The organism is Streptomyces sp. NPDC006643 (genome assembly GCF_042870175.1).
Classification (GTDB): Bacteria; Actinomycetota; Actinomycetes; order Streptomycetales; family Streptomycetaceae; genus Streptomyces.
In genome coordinates this window covers 153,244-175,881 of record NZ_JBIAHA010000014.1, presented here as the reverse complement: position 1 = coordinate 175,881, position 22,638 = coordinate 153,244, and the positions used below count along the sequence as shown (strand labels likewise).

Here is a 22,638-nt window from a genome sequence, read left to right as displayed (position 1 = left end):
AGCGCGGGCGCGCGCCCCCGCTCCGTGCCGCCCGCCCCGAGGAGGGCCGGACCCGTCAGCCGCCCGTGGCGGCCCTCATCGTCCCGCCCAGGAACAGCGACTCGGTGCACCGCGAGGGCGCGGGTGCCCCCACCGGCCTGCCGATCCGCCGGCAGTCGATGGTCATGGTGACCGTGCCTCCGGCGGGCACCACGATCGGTGTCACGAAGTGGTAGTCGGAGTCGCGGAAGTTCTCCAGACCGAGGCTGAGCACCCGGGTCTCGGGCCCGGCCGAGACGACGACCGTCCCCGCGTCGCCCTGCGGATTCTGCACCACCAGGTCCGTCAGCTGGAACGTCTGGCCCGCGGGCACCCGCAGCGCCGTCCCGGTGCTCGCGCCGCCGCCCACCGTGTCGCTGACCCGCACCTGCGCGCTGGTCGGGGTGCCCGCCGCGGCGTCCGCCGAGGGGCCGGGGCTCGGCGACGTACTGGATCCCGGTGCCCCGCCGTCCGTACCGGCACCAGCGGTGTCACCGCCCGCCGAGTCCCCACCTGCCGAGCCCGCCCCGCCCGGGTCTCCGCCGTCCGCCGACCGGCTCGGGTCGGCCTCGACCGCCGACCGTACCGCCTCGGGTGTGACCGCCTCGCGGGCCGCCGACTTCACCGCGGGGCGCAGCAGGGCGTACCAGAGGCCGACCAGCGCGATCAGTACCACGGCGGCGACGATGAGCGCCCTGGGCAGCCAGCTCGGCAGGAGCGGTTCCTGCTGGTAGGAGCCGTCCACCAGGACCGGGTCCGGGGCCTCCTGGCCCTCGGCCGCGGGCTGCGGGGCGGCGGACACCTGGAAGGGGTGCGTGACCGGCGCGCCGCGCCACATCCGCTTCGCCGGCCGTACGCGCAGCTTGCCGAACTCGGCGCGGCCCGCCTCGATCCGGAGTTCCGGGGCGGCGAAGTCCACCCGCGCCAGCTCGGAGCCGGGCTGGGCCCCGAGCCGTACGGTGACGGGCGTGTTGCCCCGGTTGTCGACCGCGAACCGGTGCCGTCCGCTGAGCGCCCCGTGCGAACTGCGCGGGACCAGCTCGGCCGTCGTCTCCGTGAACGGCAGGACGGTCACCCGCCCCTCGGGCACGACCGTCCCGGCCGGGTCCCCGGTCGGCACCACCCGGACGCCGAACGGCGTCTCCCCCGCCGGCACCGTCGAGTCACGGGGCGGGCGCAGCATGAGTGACACGGTCCCGGAGTCGCCCGGGTAGAGCGACAGGACGGCGGGCTCCACGGCCGACCAGGCGGCGCACGCGCCGACCACCTCGAAGCGGTACTCCTCCACGGTCGAGCCGGAGTTCAGGACCTGTAGAGGAAGGGCCGTCTCCGCGCCCGGCTCGGCGGCGACGGACGTATCGTCCAGGCTTGCGGTGAGACTCATACCGCGGACCGTAAGGTCGGGGACCGGGTGGGACATCGGCCGCGAAGGAACACTTTCGGGCAGATTCGCTGCCCGTGGCAACCTTTCAGTTTCCTTGTCCGGTAACACGGGAATCTTCAGACCGCCTCACAACGGATGGGGCAGCCAATTACAGCTGTGAGGCTTGTGCCTTCCTGTGACGCTTCCGGCTGTTGCCCAGGGGGAGCATTTCGCATGGAGCGCACAACTGTCGCGTTACGGGCCCAGGATCCGATATCGCAGGCGGGCGTGGCCAGCCAATTGAGGGCCCGTCCCGAGGTCAGTGTCATGGAATGGGACGACGCCGACGTCTCGCCGCAGGTCGTGGTCATCGTCGTGGACGCCGTCGACGAGGCCGCGCTGAGAACGCTGCGGCACATCCAGCGCACGACGGACTGCCGTACGGTCCTGGTCACGACGGACATCGACGAACAGAAGCTGGTGAGTGCGGCGGAGTGCGGTGTCGCCGGTGTGGTCAGGCGGTCCGAGTCGACGCCGGAGCATCTGGTGCATGTCATCGGGACGGTGGCACGGGGTGAGGGGCATCTCCCCTCCGATCTGCTCGGACGCCTCCTCGAAGAGGTCGGCAGGCTCCAGGGTCAGGTGCTCGGGCCGCGCGGTCTGCACTTCACCGGGCTGGCGGCGCGTGAGGTGGATGTGCTGCGGCTGGTCGCCGAGGGCTACGACACCGCGGATATCGCGACGAAGTTGGCCTATTCGGAGCGCACGATCAAGAACGTCCTGCATTCCGTGATGACGCGGCTGCAATTGCGCAATCGCTCGCACGCGGTGGCTTACGCGATGCGTCAGGGCCTTATCTGATCTACGCGGGTCGATCCGGACGAGTCGATCCGGACGAGTCGATCCGGACGAGTCGATCTGCGCGGGGCGATCTGCGCGGGGCGATCTGCGCGGGGCGATCTGCCGGTTGCCCTTTCGGGCAACCGGCACTTCCCGCCCTGGTGGCTCGACTTCCGCTGTACGTACAGGGGTTGTACGGGACCGTACAGACGCGGCGGCATGTCCGGAGCCGTATCAGGGCCGTAGGGGACGGGGAGGAACACCGTGCGGTGGATTCAGCCGGGAGAGCGGTCGGGAAAGGCGACAGGAGGGCGGTCGCACGGGCGGACCGGGCGCGGCGGTTCCTCACGCGCGGCGGCGCTCGTCCTGCTCCTGCTGGCCACCGGACTCGTACCCGCGTCTGCGGTGTCGGCGACAGCGACAACCACGGCATCGGCCACGGCATCCGCATCCGCATCGGCATCGGCATCGGCATCGGCATCGGCATCGGCTTCGGCTTCGGCAACGGGGCAGTTGGCGGCGGTACCGGCCGTCCCCGTACCTCCGGACCCCTGGGTCACGCCGGCCACGCTCGACGAGGCGCTCGACCCGGGCGGTTCGACGGGTGTGACCAAGCAGGTACGGACTCCGGCGATCCCGCCTCGCCCCGAGGTGGTGCTGCTGGTGGACGGCACGGCCAGCATGGACATGCCGATCCGGGAGGTGCGGAGGTATCTCCCCCTCATCACCGGCAAGATCCTGGACGCGGAGCCCGAGTCACGCTTCGCGGTCGCCACGTTCGGCGACCAGGAGGTCGACCTGCCGAACGCCGGATTCCGGGTACTCACCGAGCTGACGGACGACATGACACGGGTGCAGGACGGCGTCGACGCTCTGCGCGCGAACCTCGGCGGGTTCAGCATGGGCCCGTCCGAGGACTGGATCAACGGTCTGTGGGAGATCGCCAACGGCGCAGGCGGCCAAACGGTGTTCCGCGAGGGGTCGAGCCCACTCGTCGTGCTGATCAGCGATGCCTCCAGCCACGCGCCGAGCAACGGCCACACCATCGACGACACGATCGCCGACCTCCAGGACAAGGGGGTCCGGGTGATCGGCATCGAGTTGGAGAGTGATCGCGGGGACGGTCTGAACGGCAACGGGAACGCCAACAACCCCGATTTTCCCAACCAGATCGAGGATCCGCCGACCACGCCCGGTCAGGCCACCCGGATCATCAATGCCACCGGTGGCCGCCTGCTGGAAGGCATTCAACCGAACGGGACAGCCCAGGCCATCATCGATGGCTTCGACAATCTGCCCACCACCGTCGGTCATGAACTGGCCGACTGCGACCCGCATCTCAGCGTCACCCTGGACCCGCCGACGAGGCAGCTCATCAGCGGCGAGACGGCGCAGTTCACCGAGAATGTCGATGTGTCGGCCGACGCACCCCAGGGCACGACGCTGACCTGCACGGTGCAGTTCCTGCAACTCGGCGCCCAGATCCCGGGAACGGACGCGCTCGGCCCCGCCGCCGTACCCGACCCCGAGTTCCAGCAGCGGATCAGCATCACCGTGAACGACATCAACGACCCGGTCGTCACCGTCGACGACCGTACGGTCCGGGCGACGGACGACGAGGGGGCACGGATCACTTTCACCGCCTCGGCCACGGACGCCCAGGACGGCGCGCTGCCGGTGACATGCGACCCGGGGTCCGGCGCGCTGTTCCCGGTGGGGATCACCACGGTCAGCTGCTCGGCCACGGACCTGGCGGGCAACACCGGTACGGACACCGCGCGGTTCGAGGTGCTGGAGCCGCCCGTGCCGCCCGCGCCACCGGTACCGCCGACGTCGGACGTCGCGGTGCGGGCGGACGTCAGCCCGGACCGCACGTACGTCGGGCGCCCGGCGCGCGCCCGGTTCACGGTCACCAACGCGGGACCTGACACGGCGACCGGTGTCGTCCTCGGGGCGAGCTGGCCACGGCCGTCCGAAGCGCGTGACCGGAGCCTGCCGGCCCTGAACCGCTGTACGGCGGCCCGGCCGTGCACGATTCCCGCCGGAGGCCGTATCGAGGTGACGCAGACGGGGACCTACCGGGCGGCGATCACCGGCGACGTACGGGCCACCGTGCGCGGGACGCTGCCCGACCGCCGTACGGCCAACAACACGGACACCGACCGGCTGCGCGTCCTGAAGCCGTCGCTCGAAGTGACCCCGCCGGTCGCCAAGCCGGGCCAGCCCGTACTGGCTCGCGGCAAGGACTATCCGCCCGGCGAGACCGTACGCCTCACCTGGTCCCTCGGCATCACGGCCGACCGCGCCGGCATCCGGGTGGGTCGCGACGGCACCTTCGAGGTGCAGATGCTGGTGCTGCGCAAGGACACCCTAGGCCCGCGCGTGCTGCGGGCGGACGCCGACGATCTGCCCCGGCTCCAGAAACCGGTCCTGGTGGTCCAACGCAACCTGCAACCACCGGACTTCGCGGGCCGCTCATGAGCGACGCGCCCGGCACGGGGGTGGCCGCCGGATGATCCATGAGGTGGACGACGTACTGCGGACCCTGATCCGCGCGGAGGTCCTCGAAGGAGGCCAGATCGCGGTGGTCTTCGACGCGCCGACGAGGGAGTGGGCCGCCAAGGTCAACTCGCCCATGGTCAATCTCTATCTCTACGACATCCGCGAGGACATGCGCCGGCGGGAGCGCGGACTGCACAACGAGTACGACGAGCGCGGCGCGATCGTCGCGCGCCGCCGCCCGCCGCGCTTCTTCAAGCTGTCGTATCTGATCACGGCGTGGACCAAGCGCCCGGAGGACGAACACCGGCTGCTTTCATCGCTGTTGGCGTGCCTGCTGCGGTACGAGGCGCTGCCGCCGGAGCGGCTGACGGGGTCCCTCGCGGAGATCGGGGCCGCGGTGCCGTTGTCGATCGCGCTGCCGCCGCCGGAGGACCGGTCGTTCGCGGATGTGTGGAGCGCGCTGGGTGGGGAGTTGAAGCCTTCGCTGGACCTGGTGATCAGCGTTCCGGTGACGGCGTCGCCGGTCTACGAGGCGGGGCCGCCGGTGGGTGACGAGGGGCTGCGGGCGCGGTTCGGTGACGTGCCGGAGCGGGGCGCGGGTGCGGGTACGGGCGCGGGTACGGGTGCGGTTGCCGGTGCGGGTCAGCCGGTGTACGGCTCGCGGCCCGGCCGGCCGCACCGGGATCCCGCGCCGCCCAAGTCGCCCCGCGCCGTACGCATCAGGGAGACACGCGGCACGACTTCAGAGGAAACCGACGCATGACGAGCTTGCGCCACCTGCTCGCGCGGGCGGTCGCGGTGGAGCAGCGGGTCCGGCGAGCGGTCGAGGCGAGGCGGGCGACCGATCCGGACCCGGACGACGCGTTCCGCGGTCTGTATCTGACGGAAGAGAACGTCGCGCGGCTGCTGGACGAGGAGGGGGCCCGTTCGTTCCCGCCCCCCCGACGAGCAGTTGATCGATGACGTGGCGGACTCCCGACTCACCACCCTGGCGAGGGAGTTCGACCTCACGCCGCTCGACGTCGAGATCCTGCTCATCGCGCTGGTGCCGGATCTGGACGACCGGTTCGAGGCGTTCTACGGCTACTTGAACGACGACGTGACCCGTCGCCGCCCGTCCATCGGCCTGGCGCTCGGCCTCTGCGGCTCGTCCCCGGCGGACCACGCCGCACGCGCCCGGCTGGCCGCCCGTTCTCCGCTGCGGGCCGGCGGGCTGCTCCTGGTCGAGGACCTGGACCGCCCCTTCCTGAGCCGGGCCCTGCGCGTACCGGACCGGGTCACGGCCCACCTGTTGGGCGACGACACCCGGGATCCACGACTCGCCGACCTGATGGCCCCGTGGCACGCGGTACGGGGCGTGGGCGACCCGGCACCGCTCGCCAGGGTCCTGTCCGACGGCGTCCGACTGACCTACCTCAGCGAGGACCAGGGCGGTGCGGGTACGGCCCTGGCCGCGTCCGCGCTGACGGCGGCGGGTCTGGGTGTGCTGGGCCTGGACCTGGCACGGCTGGCGGAGGATCCGGCGCCGGCGGAGGCGGTACGGGCCCTGGTCCGCGAGGCCCGCCTGACGAACGCCGGCCTGATCTGCGCGCCGCTGGAAGCGGTGTCCCGTGAACACCCCCACCTCCTACGGCTCCTGACATCGCATCAAGTCCCAACGATCCTGGTGGGCCGGGCCCCGTGGGACGCGTCGTGGTCCACGGCTCCCCCGCTACTCCTGCACGCGCCCCGGGTGGAGCCGTCGATACGCGGGGCCTTGTGGACGGACGCGTACAAACAGCGGTCCCCGGCCCCGCTCCCGCCCACGATCGACGCGGACCGCCTGCTCGCCCCGTTCCTCCTCACCCCGGAACAGGTGACGGGCGCCGCCCGCTCCGCCGCCCAGACGGCGCGCCTGGCGGGCGGGGTACTCACCCCCGACCATGTACGCCAGGGGGCCCGCGCCCAGAACGCGGCGGGCCTGGACCGCCTGGCCCGTCGTATCGAACCCACGGTGACCTGGGACGACCTGGTTCTCCCACCCGACACCCACACCCAACTCCGCGAACTCACCGCCCGCGCCCGCCATCGCGACCGGGTCCTGGGCGAGTGGGGTATGCGCCCGGGAGGCGGCCGAGGCCGGGGCGTATCGGCGCTCTTCGCGGGCGACTCGGGCACCGGCAAGACGATGTCGGCGGAGGTGATCGCGGCGGATCTGGGCCTGGACCTCTACACGGTCGATCTGGCGACGGTGATCGACAAGTACGTGGGTGAGACGGAGAAGAACCTGGAGCGCATCTTCACGGAGGCGGCGGGCGTGAACGGCGTGCTGCTCTTCGACGAGGCCGACGCGATCTTCGGCAAACGCTCGGACGTGAAGGACGCGCACGACCGCTACGCCAACGTGGAGAGCGCCTACCTGCTCCAACGCATGGAATCCTTCGACGGCCTGGCGATCCTCTCCACCAACCTCCGCGCCAACCTGGACGACGCCTTCACCCGCCGCCTCGACCTGGTGATCGACTTCCCAATCCCGGACCCCGACCAACGCCTACTGCTGTGGGAACGCTGCCTGGGCCCGCTACTGCCTCGCGGGACGGACCTGGACCTGGACTTCTGCGCGTCCAACTTCGAGCTGGCAGGCGGCAACATCCGCTCGATAGCGATCACCTCGGCGTACCTGGCGGCGGACACGTCGGAACCGGTGACGATGACGACACTGATCCACGCGATCCAACGGGAGTACCAGAAGTTGGGCCGACTGACCCTGGCGTCGGAGTTCGGGCCGTACGTTCGCTTGCTGACCTCAGCCCGAACACCCTGACTGATTCATGGGGGGCATGACTCCAAAATGGAGCAGTCCGGCACACTCGCACCAGAGGAGGACTTTGTAGAATTACGGAAAATTCAACAGGGACGTCGCGGCGAGATCGCGGACTTGATCATCAGGGTCACGGTCGGCAACAGTCTCAACCACGCCCTTCAGGTCCTCCCATGGAGTGTACATCGAGGCAATCGCAGCAGCTCTCCTCACATCGACATTCTGAGATTCCAGGCCTGCCCCGACCACTTCACAAATCCCTGGCGAATACTCCCCAGCCACTGCTGCGACCATCATCAATGCAACTACTTTTCCGTTCCATTCCGACTCGCCATGGTAGAGACCAATCAGTTCCCGTGCGTCAATTGTTTCAAATGCCCCCGAAACCAGTCTCGACGCTTCTATCAGATCTCTTTCGGACACTCCCTCGATCGAATAATTCTCGATCGAAAGGTAGATTAATCCGAGCACCTCGTCCTCAATCAAGTGAACCCCCACACCCGCCGGTGTGGCCCAAGTGAGTTCCGCAGGGGCTGATTCAACAGCGGGATGGGCTCCGTGGAATACCCACTGAACCTCTTCAGCAAAATCGGCAAAGTCTTGTGGGTCAATGGCATCCCGGAAGACCATATTCAATCGCATGGGCAGCCTTTGAGTGAGGGCCGGGTGGCCAGCCTGCAGCTTTTAGATTCCGCTATCTGTTTGTGCGTTCAAGCATCTCCCTTACCCCAACCTTGAGCATTCTAAACTCACGCTCAACCTGCTCTGGACTTGCGCCAGATATTTTCGCCTCCGCATAGCGCTCAATTTGCTCAGCCAACGCATTGACGGTGTAACCGTCCGCTACAAGCAGATTGACTGCGACGAGTAAGCCCTCACCTACGGCATGTGAATTTCTCGCAACCGGGGCGGATTTAATCAGCTCGATAATTACGGTACCGAGACGCTCCTCTCGCTTCTTCTGCTGATCAGGATCCTGAGCGAGAGGTGCCATAATATTCATCGAGCCATCCATTTCAAGGATGGGATCCAACTCCGTTACAATCCCAGATTGCACCAGCGCATTACGCATCGACGTGGCACTCGGCACTCCGTGCATTCGTCCGGTTTCCACCGATTGCACAAGCCTGTGATTCCTCCTCATTGCGCGGATGAAAACTTCCAGCGCCTTGGCTGCTGTTTTAGTCGCCGGCCTGCTCACGTTCCGCAAAGCCTCTGCATCGAATTCAGACGAACTCAGATTCTCAGCTATCTCTTGATCACTCAAGGGGTTGCCGTACGCCCTTTGAGACTTCTTCCGCAAGTCCTCGGCGGCGCTCAGCACATCGATAAGCTTACCCTTCTTGTTCATCTTTTGCTTAGCGGCGTAGGCTCCGACATTATTAACCCTTCCGATCACGCCTACGGAAGGATCTCTACGCTGACTTTCAGGCGTGAATATCGAAACCCCCTTCTCGATTGCTAGAACCTTGACTCCAGGGCGGAAATACGCCATTGTCATGGCCTTCTCGAACGATGAGAGTTCAGCCAGGGCATTCGATCGGCCGTTGGTCCAGCCGTAGATCGCCTTGGTCAGCACTGGGCCGCGGTCGTCGGTCAGAAGCAGATGCGCGAAGTACTCCTGCTCCACTTCCGCAAGGGCTGGAATAATGAGTTGCGCCAACTCTCGATCCTTAACGCTTATCTTATTGATGGTGATTGACGGGTTGAGCTTGGCTTCAATGGAGCCATCTCCCGCCACAGCCAGGCTAGTGAGACGGAACTGCCGACGCCAAGTGGCAAGCTTGGACTCCAGCGCTGCGCGAGATTTCCCAGAGCCAACGTACTCAACTATCCTCGGAGTGAGGATGGCCACTATTCGTTTGAGATCCTCCTCCTTCTCCCGGAGGCTCTTGTTCGCACGCCCACTCTGGTTCGGATTCTCCTTTTTTCCCTTATCCTCAAGTTTTCTCTTCGACCAGAGGGCCTTGCCCTTCTTGGCTATGAAGTCGACTATCTTGTCGATCGCGCGAGTGACCGGACGGGAGACCGACTGGAACACCGACTTGACCTTGTTCGCCAGGCCGCCGATGCCAAGCAGCGCCGCCAGGAAGCCGATCAGGAGGGGGATGCTGGCCGCGAGGGCCGCCTCGACCAGTTTGGGGACGCCCGCCTGGCCGCCGTTGGCGATTTGGATCACCGCGTCCAGGACCGCGTTCACGAATTCGATGATCTGGGCGCCCTGCGTCACGATGAACGTGACGATGTCGATGATTCCCTTCACCGCCCTGATGAAGGCGGACGCGGGGTTGAGGAGGGAGAGGATCCAGGTGATGCCCGCGACGATCACCGTCGGGATCAGATACGTCGTCAGTTTGGAGAGGATCGTCGCCTTCAGGTCGCCCGTCTCCGCCTGGATCTCCTTCACCGCGCCGGCCGGGCCCTCGCGGGCGAGGCTCTGGGCCACGGGGACCGACGTTTCAACCGCCGACATCGCCTCGTCGGGGACGCCCTTGCGGGTGACGCGGGCGCGGATGTTGTCCCAAGTCAGGCCCAGCAGGGAGCCGATGATCTGGATGATGCCCTTGATGTCGAACCTCGCCGGCAGCTCCAGGCCCGCCTTGACCGCGGTGCCCAGCAGCCAGGACACGACGCCGGTCTTGAGGTGGTCGCCGATGTTGGTGACGAAGAGGTTCAGGCCCGCGCCGACCGCCCTGACCAGGTTGCCGAGGAAACCGATCGGGTCCTTGATGATCTTCATGATCGCGGAGGCGGCCTTCGCGAGGATCCCCAGGAGCAGGTTCTTCAGCTCGTTGATCGTCTTGATGGCGCCGACGATCGCGTCCTTCGCCTTGTCGATCAGGCCCCGGTTGGCCTCCTGGAGCTTCTTGATCTCCTCGTCGATCTTGTTCAACGCCGCCGTGTACTTCGACGCCAGGTCCTGGACCAGTTGCTCGGACTTCTCGTCGACCGTCGCTTCCAGGTCCTCGAACTTGCCCTCGAAGTCCTTCGCCGCCTCCTCCCCGAACGCCTTCAGATCCGCGGGGAGTTTGTCGACCTCCGCCTTCAGCTCCGCGCGGCCCTGCGCGATCCGCGCCTTCGCCCGGCCCAGTTCGGTGCCGATGATGTCCGCGACCGATGAGATGACGGTCTGCATCTGGGAGACATAGAGCTTGCGGGCCTCCTGGTAGAGGTCGTTCGCCTCCTCGGGCATCCCCGCGAACTTGTCCTTCACCCAGCGGGCCTTGCCGGTCCAGCCCGAGTACCGCTTGTCCTTGTACTTCTTCATCCGGCGCTTGTGGTCCGCCGTGAACGCGTCCCGCGCCGCCTTCTCCCCCGCCGTGAACGCCGTGTCGACCTTCTTGTCCAGGCCGGACAGCGTCTCCTCGACGTCCTTCTTCGTACCGTCGTAGACCTTCTGAAGCTTCGCCGTGACCTCGGCGCGCTTCTTCTCGTCCTTCGTCTTGGTGTCGCCCTTCCCGCCGTCCACCTGCTTCCCGGCCGCGCTCCGGGTCGCGGTCAGGGCGGTCATCGCCTGGGCGCCGGACGCCGCCGCGCCCTCCTTCGCCGTGGCCAGCTCCTGGTCCTCGGCCGCCCTCCCCTTCGCCGGGGCCTTCGCGGCATCCGCCTCGGAGGTCTTCTTCGCGGACAGGGCCTCGTTGAACTCCGGCTCGTTGCCCTTCGCCAACTGCTCCTCGGTAACCTCGGCGTCCGCCATCGCCTGGTCGTTCTGCGCCGGCCCCTCCGAGAAGTCCGTCACCGCGGCGGGCTGTTTCTCCGGGACCGCGTCCGTCGCGGACGGCGCGCCCGGGTTGCCCGGGGCCTGGTCCGGGGTGAGGGGGGTGACCTCTTTGTCCTTGGCGGCCGAGGTGTCCGGCGCGGCCTTGGTCGCGGTGTCGATGTCCTTGGCCGACGACTCCTTGCCGTCCGTGACCTTCCCGTCGACCTCCGCCTTGACCTGGTCCGCCTTGCCCGACTTGGAGAACTTGTCCGCCTCGTCGAGATTCTTCGGCGCCTGCGCGTCGATCGCCTTGTTCACCGCGTCGACGAACGCCTTCTTGTCGAACTCGCCGGGCTTCGCCTCGTTCATCTTCTCGGCGTTCGCGGCCTTGCCCTGGGCTTCCTTGTCGTCCGGGGGCGCCACCGCCGCGTCCTGGGACGCCTTCGCCTCACCGGCCGCCGGCGGGTGGACTGCGATCTTGGTCTTCTTCGCCGCCACGTCCGCCTTGACCTTGCGGAAGCCCGCCGCCTGAGCCGGCGACGGCTTCACCGGGGCCGTGTAGCGCTGCGCCACGAGGCGGGAGACCGCCCTGTTGCCCGCCGCGCTCTGAAGCAGTTGCAGGTTGCGGCGGTCCGGGCGCGCCGGCGCCGACTCCGTACGGGCGACAGCGGCCGAGCCGGGCCGGGTGGGGCTGTCGCCCTTCTCCGGGACCGCCTTCATCGGTTCGCCCCTCCCCTTTCGCCCCTCCCCTTCGGCACTTGTCAGGGTGCGCGGCCTCCGCCCGTGAGGGGCAGGTTGCGCGGACCGGGGTGAGGGCAACCGGGCCGGCCCGGCGGGAGCGGTCGCGTTGCCTCTTCGGGCAGTCGTCCGTGCACGGCAGGGCGGCCTCGTATCCGTTCCTGGTGATCGGCGCAGTGGCGAGAATGGCCGACGTTCCCCGGCCGAAGAGAGAGGCACCTATGCCGTCGTACCTGTCCCCCGGCGTCTACGTCGAAGAGGTCGAGTCCGGGTCCCGGCCGATCGAAGGGGTGGGCACCTCGACAGCCGCCTTCGTCGGTTTCGCCCAGAAGGGCCCGTTCGACGAGCCGACGCTGATCACGAACTGGAGCCAGTACGTGAGTACCTTCGGCGACTTCGTCGACGGTACGTACCTCGCCTCGTCCGTCTACGGCTTCTTCTCCAACGGCGGCGGCATCTGCTACGTCGTACGGATCGGCGACGGCGCCTCGGTGGGCGACGAAGAGGCTGATGGAACCGGGGAGTTGGCTGTCGGGGCCGAGGTGCAGATCGGGCCGTACGCCGTGAAGCCCCGGCCGGGTGTGGCCGGTGAGATCACCGTCGAGGTGACCGACGCCGAGGGCGACGATCCCCCCTCCGACACCTTCCAGCTCATCGTGCGGCGCGACGGGCAGGTCGCGGAGACGTACCCCACCGTGACGACGAAGCGCAGCAAGGAGAACGTCGCCACCCGGGTCAACGCCAAGTCGGAGCTGATCGAGATACGCGACCCGGGGCGCGGCGCCGCCCCCGCCCGGCCCGAGCCGCAGACGGTGGCCCTCGCTCCCGCCGCGCCCGCGGCCCCGGCCGCCGGCAGTGCGGGGGCGCTCGCCCCCGAGGTGTACGTCGGTGACGCCGACCGCCGGACCGGTCTGGGCGGGCTTGAGGCGGTCGACGAGATCACGATGATCGCCGTACCGGACCTGATGAGCGCCTACCAACGCGGGCTGCTGGACCTGGAGTCGGTGATCGCGGTCCAGCAAGGGCTCATCTCGCACTGCGAGTTGATGGGCGACCGGGTCGCCATCCTGGACCCGCCGCCGGGTCTCTCGCCGCAGCAGGCCCGGAGTTGGCGTACGGACCGGGCGAACTTCGACTCGAAGTACGCCACGCTCTACTACCCGTGGATCAGCGTCGCCGACCCCGCGTCCGGCCGCGCCACCCTCGTACCGCCGAGCGGACACATCGCCGGCGTCTGGGCACGCAACGACGACACGCGCGGGGTGCACAAGGCGCCGGCGAACGAGGTCGTACGGGGCGCGGTGGCGCTCCAGACCCAGCTCACCAAGGGCGAGCACGATCTGCTCAATCCGATCGGACTGAACTGCATTCGTTCCTTCCCGGGACGCGGCATCCGGGTGTGGGGCGCGCGGACACTCGCGTCGGACCCGGCCTGGCGGTACCTGAATGTGCGGCGGCTCTTCAACTATCTGGAGGAGTCGATCCTCGCCGGTACGCAGTGGGTCGTCTTCGAGCCGAACGACGACGCGCTGTGGGCCCGGGTCCGGCGCACGGTCTCAGCGTTCCTGGTGAACGAATGGCGCAAGGGATCGCTGTTCGGGCTGACTCCGGACGAGGCGTTCTACGTGAAGTGCGACCGCGAGACGAACCCGCCCGAGAGCATCGACGCCGGTCAGGTCGTCTGCGAGATCGGGGTCGCACCGGTCAAACCGGCCGAGTTCGTGGTGTTCCGGCTCGCCCAACTGACCGGCGGCAGCGGCGGGATCGACGAATGAGCCGCGTGGTCCGCCGACGTCAGTCCGGTCCGTTTCTGAGCACGGCGTAAGGAGTCTGTTGTGCCACTTCCCGATCTCGACAGTTCCGTCGGGCATTCCTTCGGCCTTGAGTTCGACAGCGTCATCATCAAACAGATCACCGAGGTCAGTGGTCTGAAGATGGAGCAGGACGTCATCGAGCTGAAGCAGAACACCGCCGACGGCAAGTACGCCATCAAGAAGCTGCCGGGCCGTCCCAAGGCCGGTGAGGTCACCGTGACCCGGGGGCTCACGGAGGACAACAGTTTCGAACGGTGGATCAGGGACTCCCGGTTCGGCCGTATGACGGACGCCCGTCGCAACGGCGCGGTCATCGTCTACGACTACGAGGGCATACCGATCAAGCGCTACACGCTGATCAACGCCTGGCCGAAGTCGCTGGAGATCGGGACGCTCAAGGCCGGTGACACCTCGGTCCTGACGGAGAAGCTCGCGATCACCTACGAGAGCATGGAACTCGGCTGATGCGCCGCACCGTTCAGTTCCAGGCTCCTCCCGAGCGCGCCGAACGGGAGGCGCGTCAACCCGAGCCGCTGCGCACCGAGTTCGGCTTCGAGCTGCCGCGCGGGTACGTGGACGAGTCCGGCACCGTGCACCGCAGCGGCGTGATGCGGCTCGCGACCGCGCGGGACGAGCTGGTGCCCCTGCGGGACGACCGGGTGCGCGAGAACTCCGCGTATCTGTCGGTCGTCCTGATCTCGCGCGTGGTGACCAGGATCGGCACCGTCGAGGACATCCATCCTGGGGTCATCGAGGACCTGTTCGCCTCCGACCTGGCGTTCCTCCAGGACTTCTACCGCCGCATCAACGCGGAGGGCCACACCCGCGCCGCCGTCAACTGCCCTTCCTGCCAGGAGGAGTTCACGGTGGATCTCGCCGGTGGCCGCCTGGGGGAATCGTGACGTACGCGGCCGACCTGCTGTACGAGGAAGTCGCGTACCTCGCCTATCACTTCCACTGGCCGCTCGACGACCTGCTGGATCTGGAACATCCGGAACGGCTGAAGTTCGTCGCGCAGGTCGCTCGCCTCAACGGGCACTGACGGTACGGACGGTACGAGGGGGGCGGGAGATCCATGGGGCTGATGTCCTGGCTGCGCGGCGGCCGTTCGGTCGGCGAGGGGGGCGGTGACGGTGGCCACGGGGTGCCTGACGGCCCGCCCGAGCAGGGCGACCGGACCGACCGGGTCGATGTGCAGCGGATCGCACCCATGGGGCGGACCGTTCCCGAGCAGGGTCTCCTCATCAATCCCACCGGATTCCAGGGGGCTTTGACCACCCGGCAACCGACCGCGCTCAGTACGCCGCTCGGGCATCTGGTCAGCCCCGACGCGCCCACCGGAGTGCTGCACGGGATCGCCGGTCCGGCACCGGGGAGCCCGGTGCCGTCGGCTCAGCGGTCGGTCGACATGCCGCAGCATTCCCCCAGGGGGCCGGGAACGCCTTCTGTCCCCGTACCCGCATCGACGACCTCGCCCATGGCTGTTCCCGTGCAGCGCGCGTCGTCCGTCCTGACCTCCGCCGCCGGCACGTCCGTCGTCGCCGACCTGCCTGTACGTCAACTCCTGGGCGAGCAGCCCCTCTTACCCGGGTCCACAACCCCACAGGAAACCACGCCGCCCGCACCGGAGCCGGTGCGGGAGCCGCCGTCCCGACGCACGCCCGGACTCGGAGCGCCGCTCGCCGCGCTGCCGCCGACGGCTCAGCGGGAGGCCGCCGCGTCAGTACCGGGGAGCGGTCCACCGGAGGCATCGTCGGGTCCGGTCGTCCGTCCGCCCACCGTGCCCGAAGCCTCTCCGGCAGTGGACAGCGCGCCACAGCCGGTCGCTCCGTTGCTCGGCGATGATCCCCTTCTCGGTGACGATCCGCTCCTCGGTGACGATCCGTCGGCGGGTTCGCCTGTGACCGGGGACGGGACCCACGTACCCGCTCCCTCCCTTCAGCGGTCGGTCGTCGGCACCGCGCCGCGACCCCCGATGCCGCCACGCGTCGCGGCGCCCACCGTCCCGTTGCTCGGTGACCGACCGTTGACCCTCCATACCGCCGTCCAGCGTCAAGCGAGGGGCGGCGCGGAGCCTCCGCAGACGGGGTCCGCGCCGGCGCCGATGCCCGTACACCCGCCCACCTCCACGCCCGTGGCCGTCCCCGTGCGGTGGACGACATCCGGCCAGGACTTGTCGGCCTCGCCAACCCTGTCCGCCTCCGCACCCGTGCAGCGCTCGACCGTCGCCCCCCGGGGACCGGCTCCCCCCGCACCGATATCCGCACCCGTGCCCGCTGTCCTCCATGTGCAGCGGAAGGCAGCGGGGGCGGCGGGCGGACCCCCGGTGCCGGGGTCGCTGCCTCGTACCGACACCGCCGGTGCCCCGCTTCCGACGGCCGGCGCCTTCGCCGTGGCCGCCGGAGTCGCCCAGCGGATGCCCGACGGCAGCGTCGTCTTCGGCTCCTCGTCGGGCTCGTACTCGTCAGGCACCTCGGCGCCCGTCGTACAGCGAGACGCCGAACTCAGCGAGGAGCCACCGCCGACGGACAGCGAGACAGCCGGTCCGACCGGACCCGCCTCCGAGCCCGGTCCCGAGCCAGGTCCCGAGCCCGCCTCCGCAGACGAAGAGGGTGCCCCTGCGCCCTCCGGCGCCGCAGCCACATCCCCCCGCCCCGGCGGCGCCCCCGCCGTCACCGACGAACTCGTCCGGGCCCTGTACGCACCGCTCAGCCGACTCCTCAAGGCCGACCTCCGACTGGAACGCGAACGCGCCGGCTTTCTGATCAACACCCGCCACTGAGAGGTACGTGTCATGGCCACCGCCCCGGACAACGACCCCGCCGTCAGCGTCTGCTTCGTCGTGACGATCGACGACATCGAGCTGGGATCGTTCAACACCTGTGACGGCCTCGGCTGCGAAGTGGTGCTCGAAACCCGGGAGGAGGGCGGCAACAACAACCATGTGTGGCAGCTGCCGACCCGCCTCAAGTACTCCAACGTGAAGCTGTCCCGACCGCTCACCCGGGAGACCGAGAAGGTGGCGCGCTGGTTCGCCACGATGACGACCGGGTTCAGCCGCAAGACGGCGCACATCGAGGCACGTACCGGTGACGGTCGCAAAGTGGCCCAGTGGGGGCTGCTTGAGGTCGTACCCGTCCGCTGGACCGGTCCTTCGTTCACGCCCGAGTCGCCGAAGGTCGCGATCGAGACGATCGAGATCGCCCACCACGGCTATGTGATGGAGGGCTGACGGTATGAGCCCGGCGGGACCCATCGCCTTCAGCGCCGCCGGTACGTCCGGTGTGGCCTCCGCCGCCAAGGGCGGCTCGGCCCGGCCCAAGCTGGAGCACGCCTATCTGGAGTTGCGGACTCCGCCGACGGGTGGCGGACTGACGCCCGGCGCCCCGTCCGGCCGGATCGACTTCCAGTTCAACCCCAAGGAGTTGAGCCTGACGAAGGCGGCGTCGTGGAAGCGGACGCCGGCGAAGGGGGCGAAGAGTTCCGGGCCGCCGGAGTACCAGGGCTCGCAGCCCAGCAAGCTCACCGTCGAGATGTTCTTCGACGCCAGCGACACCCAGGACACCCGCGTGGTGACCTCGGTGGAGCAGCTGTTCGCGTGCTGCGTACCGACGAACGAGACCCGGCAGCAGCAGCGGGCCTCGCCGCCGTGGGTGGTCTTCCACTGGGGCGGGCTCACGGGATTTCCCGGCTACGTCAGTCAAGTGGCCGCGAAATACACGCTGTTCACCACCTCCGGGGTGCCGATCCGGGCGGTCTGCCAGGTCACGATGGAGGAGATCAGCGGGGAGACGCCGGGGCAGAATCCGACCTCCGGCGCGCTGGCCGCCCGGCGCGTGCACCGCGTCGACGCCGGGGACTCGCTGCCGTCGCTGGCGCACCGGGAGTACGGGGACGCCGGGGCCTGGCGTGTGATCGCCGAGGCCAACGGTATCGACGACCCGATGCGCCTCGCCCCGGGCACCCAGCTCCTCCTGCCTGCGCTGGACGAGCTGAACCGGCTCCAGGACGGCGCGGACCGGGAGCGGTCCGGGCACGAGATCGCCGGCGCCCTCCCACCGGCCGTCGGGGGGCGGGGCTGATGTCCCAACAGGGCGTCGCCACCGCGCTGGTGGTCGAGTTCGGCGGCGCGCCGCTGCCGCCGAAGTTCGCGAACACCCTGGTCGAGGGGTACGTGGACGACAGCCGTACGCTGCCGGACCTGTTCCTACTGCGCTTCCGCGACCCCGACCGGGTGCTGCTGGAGCAGACGGGGCTGAAGATCGGTGGCGAGGCCCGGCTGCTGGCCCGCGCGGGCGGGGACTCGGCGCCGAAGCCGCTGCTCGACGGGGTGGTCACCGCCCTGGAGGTGGAGCTGGACGAGACGGGCACGTTCACCGTCGTACGAGGGCTGGACGAGTCGCACCGGCTGTTCCGGGGGCGGCAGGTGGCCAGCTACCAGAACATGACGCTCGCCGACATCTGCGGTCAGGTCGCCCAGCGCGCCGGGCTGAAGCCGGGGACCGTGGACATCGCCGGGCCGGTGATCGAGCACATCGCCCAACCCAACGTGACCGACTGGGAGTTCGTGCGCGGACTCGCCGAGGAGGCCGGCGCCCAGGCGTACGTACGCGACGGGCAGCTGCACATCACCCGCCCCGCCGAGGCGAGTTCGGCGCCGGACGGTTCGGCGCGGGCCGACCGCAACCCTCTCGTCCTTGAGCTGGGCGGCAATCTGATCCGCTGCCGGGCCGGGGTGTCCGCCGCCGAGCAGGTCTCCGAGGTGGAGGTACGCGGCTGGGACGTCCAGGCCAAGGAGCCGCTGGTGGGCAAGGCGCCGGCGGGGAAGTCCTCGACGCTGGAGCTGGGGGTGTCGGCGGCGGAGGTGTCCGCCCCGTTCGGCGAGGCGCGGTTCGTGGTGACGGACGCGGCATACGGGACGCAGGCCCAGGTGGATCAGGCGGCGAAGGCCCTGGCGGAGCGGATCGCCGGGTCGTTCGCGGAGCTGGAGGCGGTGATCCGGGGGAATCCGGCGGTCCGGGCCGGTACGGCGGTGGCGTTGAACGCGGTGGGCGCGCCGTTCGAGGGCCGGTACACCGTGACGTCGTCGCGCCATGTCTTCGACGCCGTACGCGGGTACGAGACGTGGATCACGGTCTCGGGGCAGCAGGAGCGCTCGCTGTTCGGGCTGACCGGTGGCTCTCCCGGGCCGGGCGGGTCGGGCGCGGGTGCGGGCGGACGGTGTGCGGGGCTGGTCAGCGGGACGGTGACGGACACGCAGGACCCGGAGGGGTCGGGGCGGGTGAAGGTCCGCTTCCCTTGGCTGTCGGACGAGTACGCGAGCGACTGGGCGCGCACGGCACAGTCGGGCGGGACAGGTGGGGGCGAGGCGTTCATCCCGGAGGTCGGTGACGAGGTGCTGGTGGGCTTCGAACACGGGCATCTGGACCGACCGTTCGTGCTGGCCGGGTTGTACAACGGGAAGGACCGGCCGGGCGGTGGCGGTGGAGGCGCCGGTGGCGGTGCCGGTGCCAGTGCCGCAGGTTCGAGCGGCGGTGGCGGCGGCGCGGCCGGTGGCAGCGGGGCCGGTGGTGGCGGTGGTGGCGACCTGGTCGATCCCACCAGCGGCGCCGTGAACCGCCGCGCCTTCGCGTCCAGGAGCGGTAACCAACTGGAGCTGCTGGAAGCGGCGAACGGCCCGCAAGGCGTACGACTCCGCACGGGTGACGGCAAGCTCACGATCGACCTCGACCGCACGAACACCGCGATCGTCGTCAACAGCGACGGCACCGTGACGATCGAGGCCAAGGAGCGGGTCTCCATCAAGGCGGCCGACGGCGTGGCGCTGGACGCCGGGCGCGGAGCGCTCGAACTCGCCGGTGACAGCGTCACGTTGACCTCCCGCAGCGGGGTAGCGGTCGACGGCGGGACCGGCAAGGTGGCGCTCTCCAGCGGTGGTTCGGTGGAGGTGCGGGGCGGCCAGGTCACGGTCGATGGCACCCGCCGTACGGACATCAAGAGCGGCAGCTCGGTGTCGGTCAACGCCCCCATGATCAAGCTCAATTGACGGTGCATCAGACGCACAGACGCACCACCAGACACACGTAGGGACCGGATACGAACAGGAGTGGACCGCATGTCGGCAGCAGCAGCAGCCGCGGCCGTCCGGGTCGGCGACCCCACCGGGCACCCGGGCACGGTCGGACCGCCCGGTGTGCCGTCCGTGCTGATCGGCGGGAAGCCGGCCGCGACGGTCGGCACCGTACACAACTGCGCGTCGCCCGCGGCTCATCCGCCGTCGGTGATCGCGCCGCCCGGCAGTTCGAGCGTGCTCATCGGCGGCAGCCCGGCGGCCCGGGTCGGCGATCTGGCGGGCTGCGGTTCACCGGTGGTGTCGGGCTGCGCGACCGTACTGATCGGGGGGTGAGCGGGCCGTATGGGACAGCAGTTCATCGGTGCGGGCTGGGCGTTCCCGCCGCGTACGGACGCCACCGGGTCCATCGCCCTGGTGCGCGGCAGGCATGCCCTGGAGGAGTCGATCCGGCTGATCCTGGCGACCTCGCCGGGCGAGCGGCCGATGCGCCCGGAGTTCGGCTGCGCCATCAACGACTACGTGTTCGCGCCCGCCGACGCGGGCACGGCCGGTCAACTCGCGTACGAGGTAAGGCTGGCGCTGGAGCGCTGGGAGCCCCGGATCGAGGTCACCGAGGTCGTCGTCCGGTTCGACGAGGCCGACTCAGGCGTCCTCTACATCGACATCGGCTACACCGTGCGCGGCGCGAACGACCCGCGCAATCTCGTCTTCCCGTTCTACGTGATTCCGCAGCACGCCGAGGAATCGGCCGACGACGAGGAGGCGGGCGCGTGACGCTGCCCGGTCCGCATCTGGACGACCGCACCTTCCAGGGCCTGGTGGACGAGGCCAAACGCCGGGTCCAGCAGCGCTGCCCGGAGTGGACCGACCACAATGTCTCGGACCCCGGTGTGACGCTGATCGAGGCGTTCGCGACCATGGTGGACCAGCTCGTCTACCGGGTGAACCGGGTGCCGGAGAAGAACTATCTGGCCTTCCTCGATCTGATCGGCGTACGGCTCCACCCGCCGACGGCCGCGCACACCGATGTGACGTTCCGGCTGTCCGCGCCCCGCCCGGACCCGGTGGTGGTGCGCGCCGGGACGGAGGTTGCCACCGTCCGTACGGAGACGGAGGAGGCGGTCGTCTTCACGACCTCCGCCCCCTTGTCGATCGTGCCCTGCGCCTTCGCCCACCTGGCCACCCGGCCGGCGTCCGCGGAGGCCGTCGACCGGACGGAGGAGCTGGCGCTCGGCCGGGACGTGCCCTGTTTCGGCGCCGCTCCCGCAGCCGGCGACTGTCTGTACGTGGGCCTGTCCGCCGCCGTACCGGCGGGCGTTGTCGTGCTGCGGCTGGACTGCACGGTGGAGGGCGTCGGTGTCGATCCACGGCGACCGCCGGTGCTGTGGGAGGCGTGGGACGGCAACGCCTGGACGGTCTGTGACATCGAGAAGGACGACACCGGAGGCTTCAACCGGTCCGGCGAGCTGATCCTGCATCTGCCGAAGACCCATTCCGCGGCGGCGGTCGTGCGGCGGACGGGTGGCTGGGTGCGCTGCCGGCTGATCGAGGCGGAGGCGGACCAGCCGACGTACATCTCACCGCCCGTGGTCCGCGGGATCACCGCGTTCACGATCGGCGCGACCGTCCCGGCCGAGCACGCGGAGACCGTCACCGACGAGGTGCTGGGGCAGGCGGAGGGGGTGCCCGGCCAGGCGTTCGCGCTGGCCCGGCCGCCGGTCGTACCGGGCGAGTTCATGGTCGAGGTGACCGGTCCCGGCCCGGGGACGGAGGCCGAACGGTGGACCCGTGTCGACGACTTCGCCCACTCCGGACCCGAGGACCGACACGTCACGCTCGACGCGAACTCCGGCCGGGTCGAGTTCGGTCCCGCCGTACGTGAACGGGACGGCGGCATCCGCTACTACGGCCGCGTCCCGGCCAAGGGCGCCACGGTCCGGGTGCGGTCCTACCGCACCGGCGGGGGGCTGCGCGGCAATGTCGCCCGCTCCACGCTGCGGGTCCTGCGCGGCGCGATCCCGTACGTGGCCCGGGTCGAGAACCGCCGGCCGGCCCTCGGCGGGGTCGACGGCGAGAGTGTCGACAGCGCGCGGGTGCGCGGGCCGATGACGCTGCGGACCCTGCACCGGGCCGTCGTCCCGCACGACTACGAACTACTGGCGCGCGAGATCGCCCCGGACGCGGCGCGCGTGCACTGCATCCGGGCAGACGGTGCCGGTGGCGCCGGTGGTACGGCAAGTGCTGCGGCGGGTGGTACGGATGAGGGGGGCGACGCGGGCTCGGTCGAGGCCGGCGGGGTGCGGCTGCTCATCGTCCCGGCCGGACGCGGCGACGCGCGGGGCCGGATCGAGTTCGACGAACTCGTACCGCCCGAGCAGACGCTCAGCATGATTCGCGAACACCTGAACGCCCGGCGGCCGATCGGCACCCGGCTGGCGGTCGAGCCGCCGTTCTACCAGGGCGTCACGGTCGTCGCGTCCGTCCAGACCGAGCGCGGGGCGGTCGCCGAGAAGGTACGGGAGGCGGCGCTGGCCGCGCTGTACGGGTACTTCAACCCGCTCACCGGCGGACCGGGCGGCCAGGGCTGGCCGTTCGGCAGGCCGGTGCAGTCGGGGGAGGCTTTCGCCGTCCTCCAGCGGGTGCCGGGCGTCGACCTCGTGGAGGACGTACGGCTCTACCGCGCCGACCCGGTCACCGGGGAACGCACCGACGCGACCACGAAGATCCCGCTGGACCGGCACGCGCTCGTCTTCAGCTACGAACACCAGCTCCGGGTGAGAGGAGCCTGAG

The 22,638-nt window shown here is 69.5% G+C and carries 17 protein-coding genes and 1 pseudogene; 15 read left to right on the top strand and 3 right to left on the bottom strand.

Going from position 1 to position 22,638, the window contains the following annotated elements; translation table 11 throughout:
* Nucleotides 1-55: 55 nt before the first annotated feature.
* Nucleotides 56-1,402, bottom strand: a complete 1,347-nt coding sequence (locus ACFYNU_RS20295) for a hypothetical protein (protein WP_356591303.1) — start codon at nt 1,400-1,402, stop codon at nt 56-58.
* A 213-nt stretch (nt 1,403-1,615) separates the two neighbouring features.
* On the opposite strand from ACFYNU_RS20295, the gene ACFYNU_RS20290 reads away from it, so the two are divergent.
* The 4 genes and pseudogenes from ACFYNU_RS20290 to ACFYNU_RS20275 all read left to right on the top strand — a co-directional run bounded on the left by ACFYNU_RS20290 (nt 1,616) and on the right by ACFYNU_RS20275 (nt 7,526).
* Nucleotides 1,616-2,242: a response regulator transcription factor gene (locus ACFYNU_RS20290; RefSeq protein ID WP_356591305.1), complete on the top strand. Its 627-nt coding sequence runs from the start codon at nt 1,616-1,618 to the stop codon at nt 2,240-2,242.
* Between the two features lie 492 nt (nt 2,243-2,734).
* The gene (locus ACFYNU_RS20285; protein WP_356591307.1) at nt 2,735-4,702 is read left to right on the top strand and encodes a VWA domain-containing protein; all 1,968 of its coding nucleotides are present in this window, start codon (nt 2,735-2,737) and stop codon (nt 4,700-4,702) included.
* A 31-nt stretch (nt 4,703-4,733) separates the two neighbouring features.
* Nucleotides 4,734-5,486: a DUF4255 domain-containing protein gene (locus ACFYNU_RS20280; RefSeq protein ID WP_356591309.1), complete on the top strand. Its 753-nt coding sequence runs from the start codon at nt 4,734-4,736 to the stop codon at nt 5,484-5,486.
* Nucleotides 5,483-7,526 (top strand): annotated as a pseudogene (locus ACFYNU_RS20275) (ATP-binding protein). Before ACFYNU_RS20280 ends, ACFYNU_RS20275 begins: the two are co-directional and overlap by 4 nt.
* Nucleotides 7,527-7,598: 72 nt before the next feature.
* On the opposite strand, the gene ACFYNU_RS20270 reads toward ACFYNU_RS20275, so the two are convergent.
* A complete protein-coding gene (locus tag ACFYNU_RS20270) occupies nt 7,599-8,165 on the bottom strand; it encodes a hypothetical protein (RefSeq protein ID WP_356591311.1) in 567 nt (188 codons plus the stop codon).
* Between the two features lie 52 nt (nt 8,166-8,217).
* Nucleotides 8,218-11,943 (bottom strand): hypothetical protein, encoded by a 3,726-nt coding sequence (locus ACFYNU_RS20265; RefSeq protein WP_356591313.1) that lies wholly within the window; start codon nt 11,941-11,943, stop codon nt 8,218-8,220.
* 239 nt (nt 11,944-12,182) lie between these two features.
* Here ACFYNU_RS20265 and ACFYNU_RS20260 point away from each other — a divergent pair, with 239 nt between their 5' ends.
* The 11 genes from ACFYNU_RS20260 (at nt 12,183) to ACFYNU_RS20210 (ending at nt 22,637) form a co-directional block, all read left to right on the top strand.
* Nucleotides 12,183-13,736 (top strand): phage tail sheath subtilisin-like domain-containing protein, encoded by a 1,554-nt coding sequence (locus ACFYNU_RS20260; protein ID WP_356591315.1) that lies wholly within the window; start codon nt 12,183-12,185, stop codon nt 13,734-13,736.
* A 60-nt stretch (nt 13,737-13,796) separates the two neighbouring features.
* The gene (locus tag ACFYNU_RS20255; protein WP_189108417.1) at nt 13,797-14,240 is read left to right on the top strand and encodes a phage tail protein; all 444 of its coding nucleotides are present in this window, start codon (nt 13,797-13,799) and stop codon (nt 14,238-14,240) included.
* A complete protein-coding gene (locus ACFYNU_RS20250; RefSeq protein WP_356591317.1) occupies nt 14,240-14,677 on the top strand; it encodes a hypothetical protein in 438 nt (145 codons plus the stop codon). The genes ACFYNU_RS20255 and ACFYNU_RS20250 overlap by 1 nt, the downstream gene beginning before the upstream one ends.
* Nucleotides 14,674-14,817: a DUF6760 family protein gene (locus ACFYNU_RS20245; RefSeq protein ID WP_007457431.1), complete on the top strand. Its 144-nt coding sequence runs from the start codon at nt 14,674-14,676 to the stop codon at nt 14,815-14,817. The genes ACFYNU_RS20250 and ACFYNU_RS20245 overlap by 4 nt, the downstream gene beginning before the upstream one ends.
* A gap of 1,227 nt (nt 14,818-16,044) precedes the next feature.
* The gene (locus ACFYNU_RS20240) at nt 16,045-16,557 is read left to right on the top strand and encodes a hypothetical protein (protein WP_356591319.1); all 513 of its coding nucleotides are present in this window, start codon (nt 16,045-16,047) and stop codon (nt 16,555-16,557) included.
* Between the two features lie 12 nt (nt 16,558-16,569).
* On the top strand, nt 16,570-17,007 hold the full coding sequence (locus ACFYNU_RS20235; protein WP_356591321.1) for a phage tail protein: 438 nt from the start codon (nt 16,570-16,572) through the stop codon (nt 17,005-17,007).
* 4 nt (nt 17,008-17,011) lie between these two features.
* A complete protein-coding gene (locus ACFYNU_RS20230; protein ID WP_356591323.1) occupies nt 17,012-17,857 on the top strand; it encodes a peptidase M23 in 846 nt (281 codons plus the stop codon).
* Nucleotides 17,857-19,821 (top strand): VgrG-related protein, encoded by a 1,965-nt coding sequence (locus tag ACFYNU_RS20225; RefSeq protein WP_356591325.1) that lies wholly within the window; start codon nt 17,857-17,859, stop codon nt 19,819-19,821. Before ACFYNU_RS20230 ends, ACFYNU_RS20225 begins: the two co-directional genes overlap by 1 nt.
* A gap of 69 nt (nt 19,822-19,890) precedes the next feature.
* Nucleotides 19,891-20,181 carry a PAAR domain-containing protein gene (locus tag ACFYNU_RS20220; protein WP_356591327.1) on the top strand — a complete coding sequence of 97 codons (291 nt, stop codon included), beginning with the start codon at nt 19,891-19,893 and terminating at the stop codon, nt 20,179-20,181.
* Between the two features lie 9 nt (nt 20,182-20,190).
* The gene (locus tag ACFYNU_RS20215; RefSeq protein WP_356591329.1) at nt 20,191-20,622 is read left to right on the top strand and encodes a GPW/gp25 family protein; all 432 of its coding nucleotides are present in this window, start codon (nt 20,191-20,193) and stop codon (nt 20,620-20,622) included.
* Nucleotides 20,619-22,637, top strand: coding sequence for a putative baseplate assembly protein (locus ACFYNU_RS20210; protein WP_356591331.1), 2,019 nt, complete (start codon nt 20,619-20,621; stop codon nt 22,635-22,637). Before ACFYNU_RS20215 ends, ACFYNU_RS20210 begins: the two co-directional genes overlap by 4 nt.
* Nucleotide 22,638: the final 1 nt, after the last annotated feature.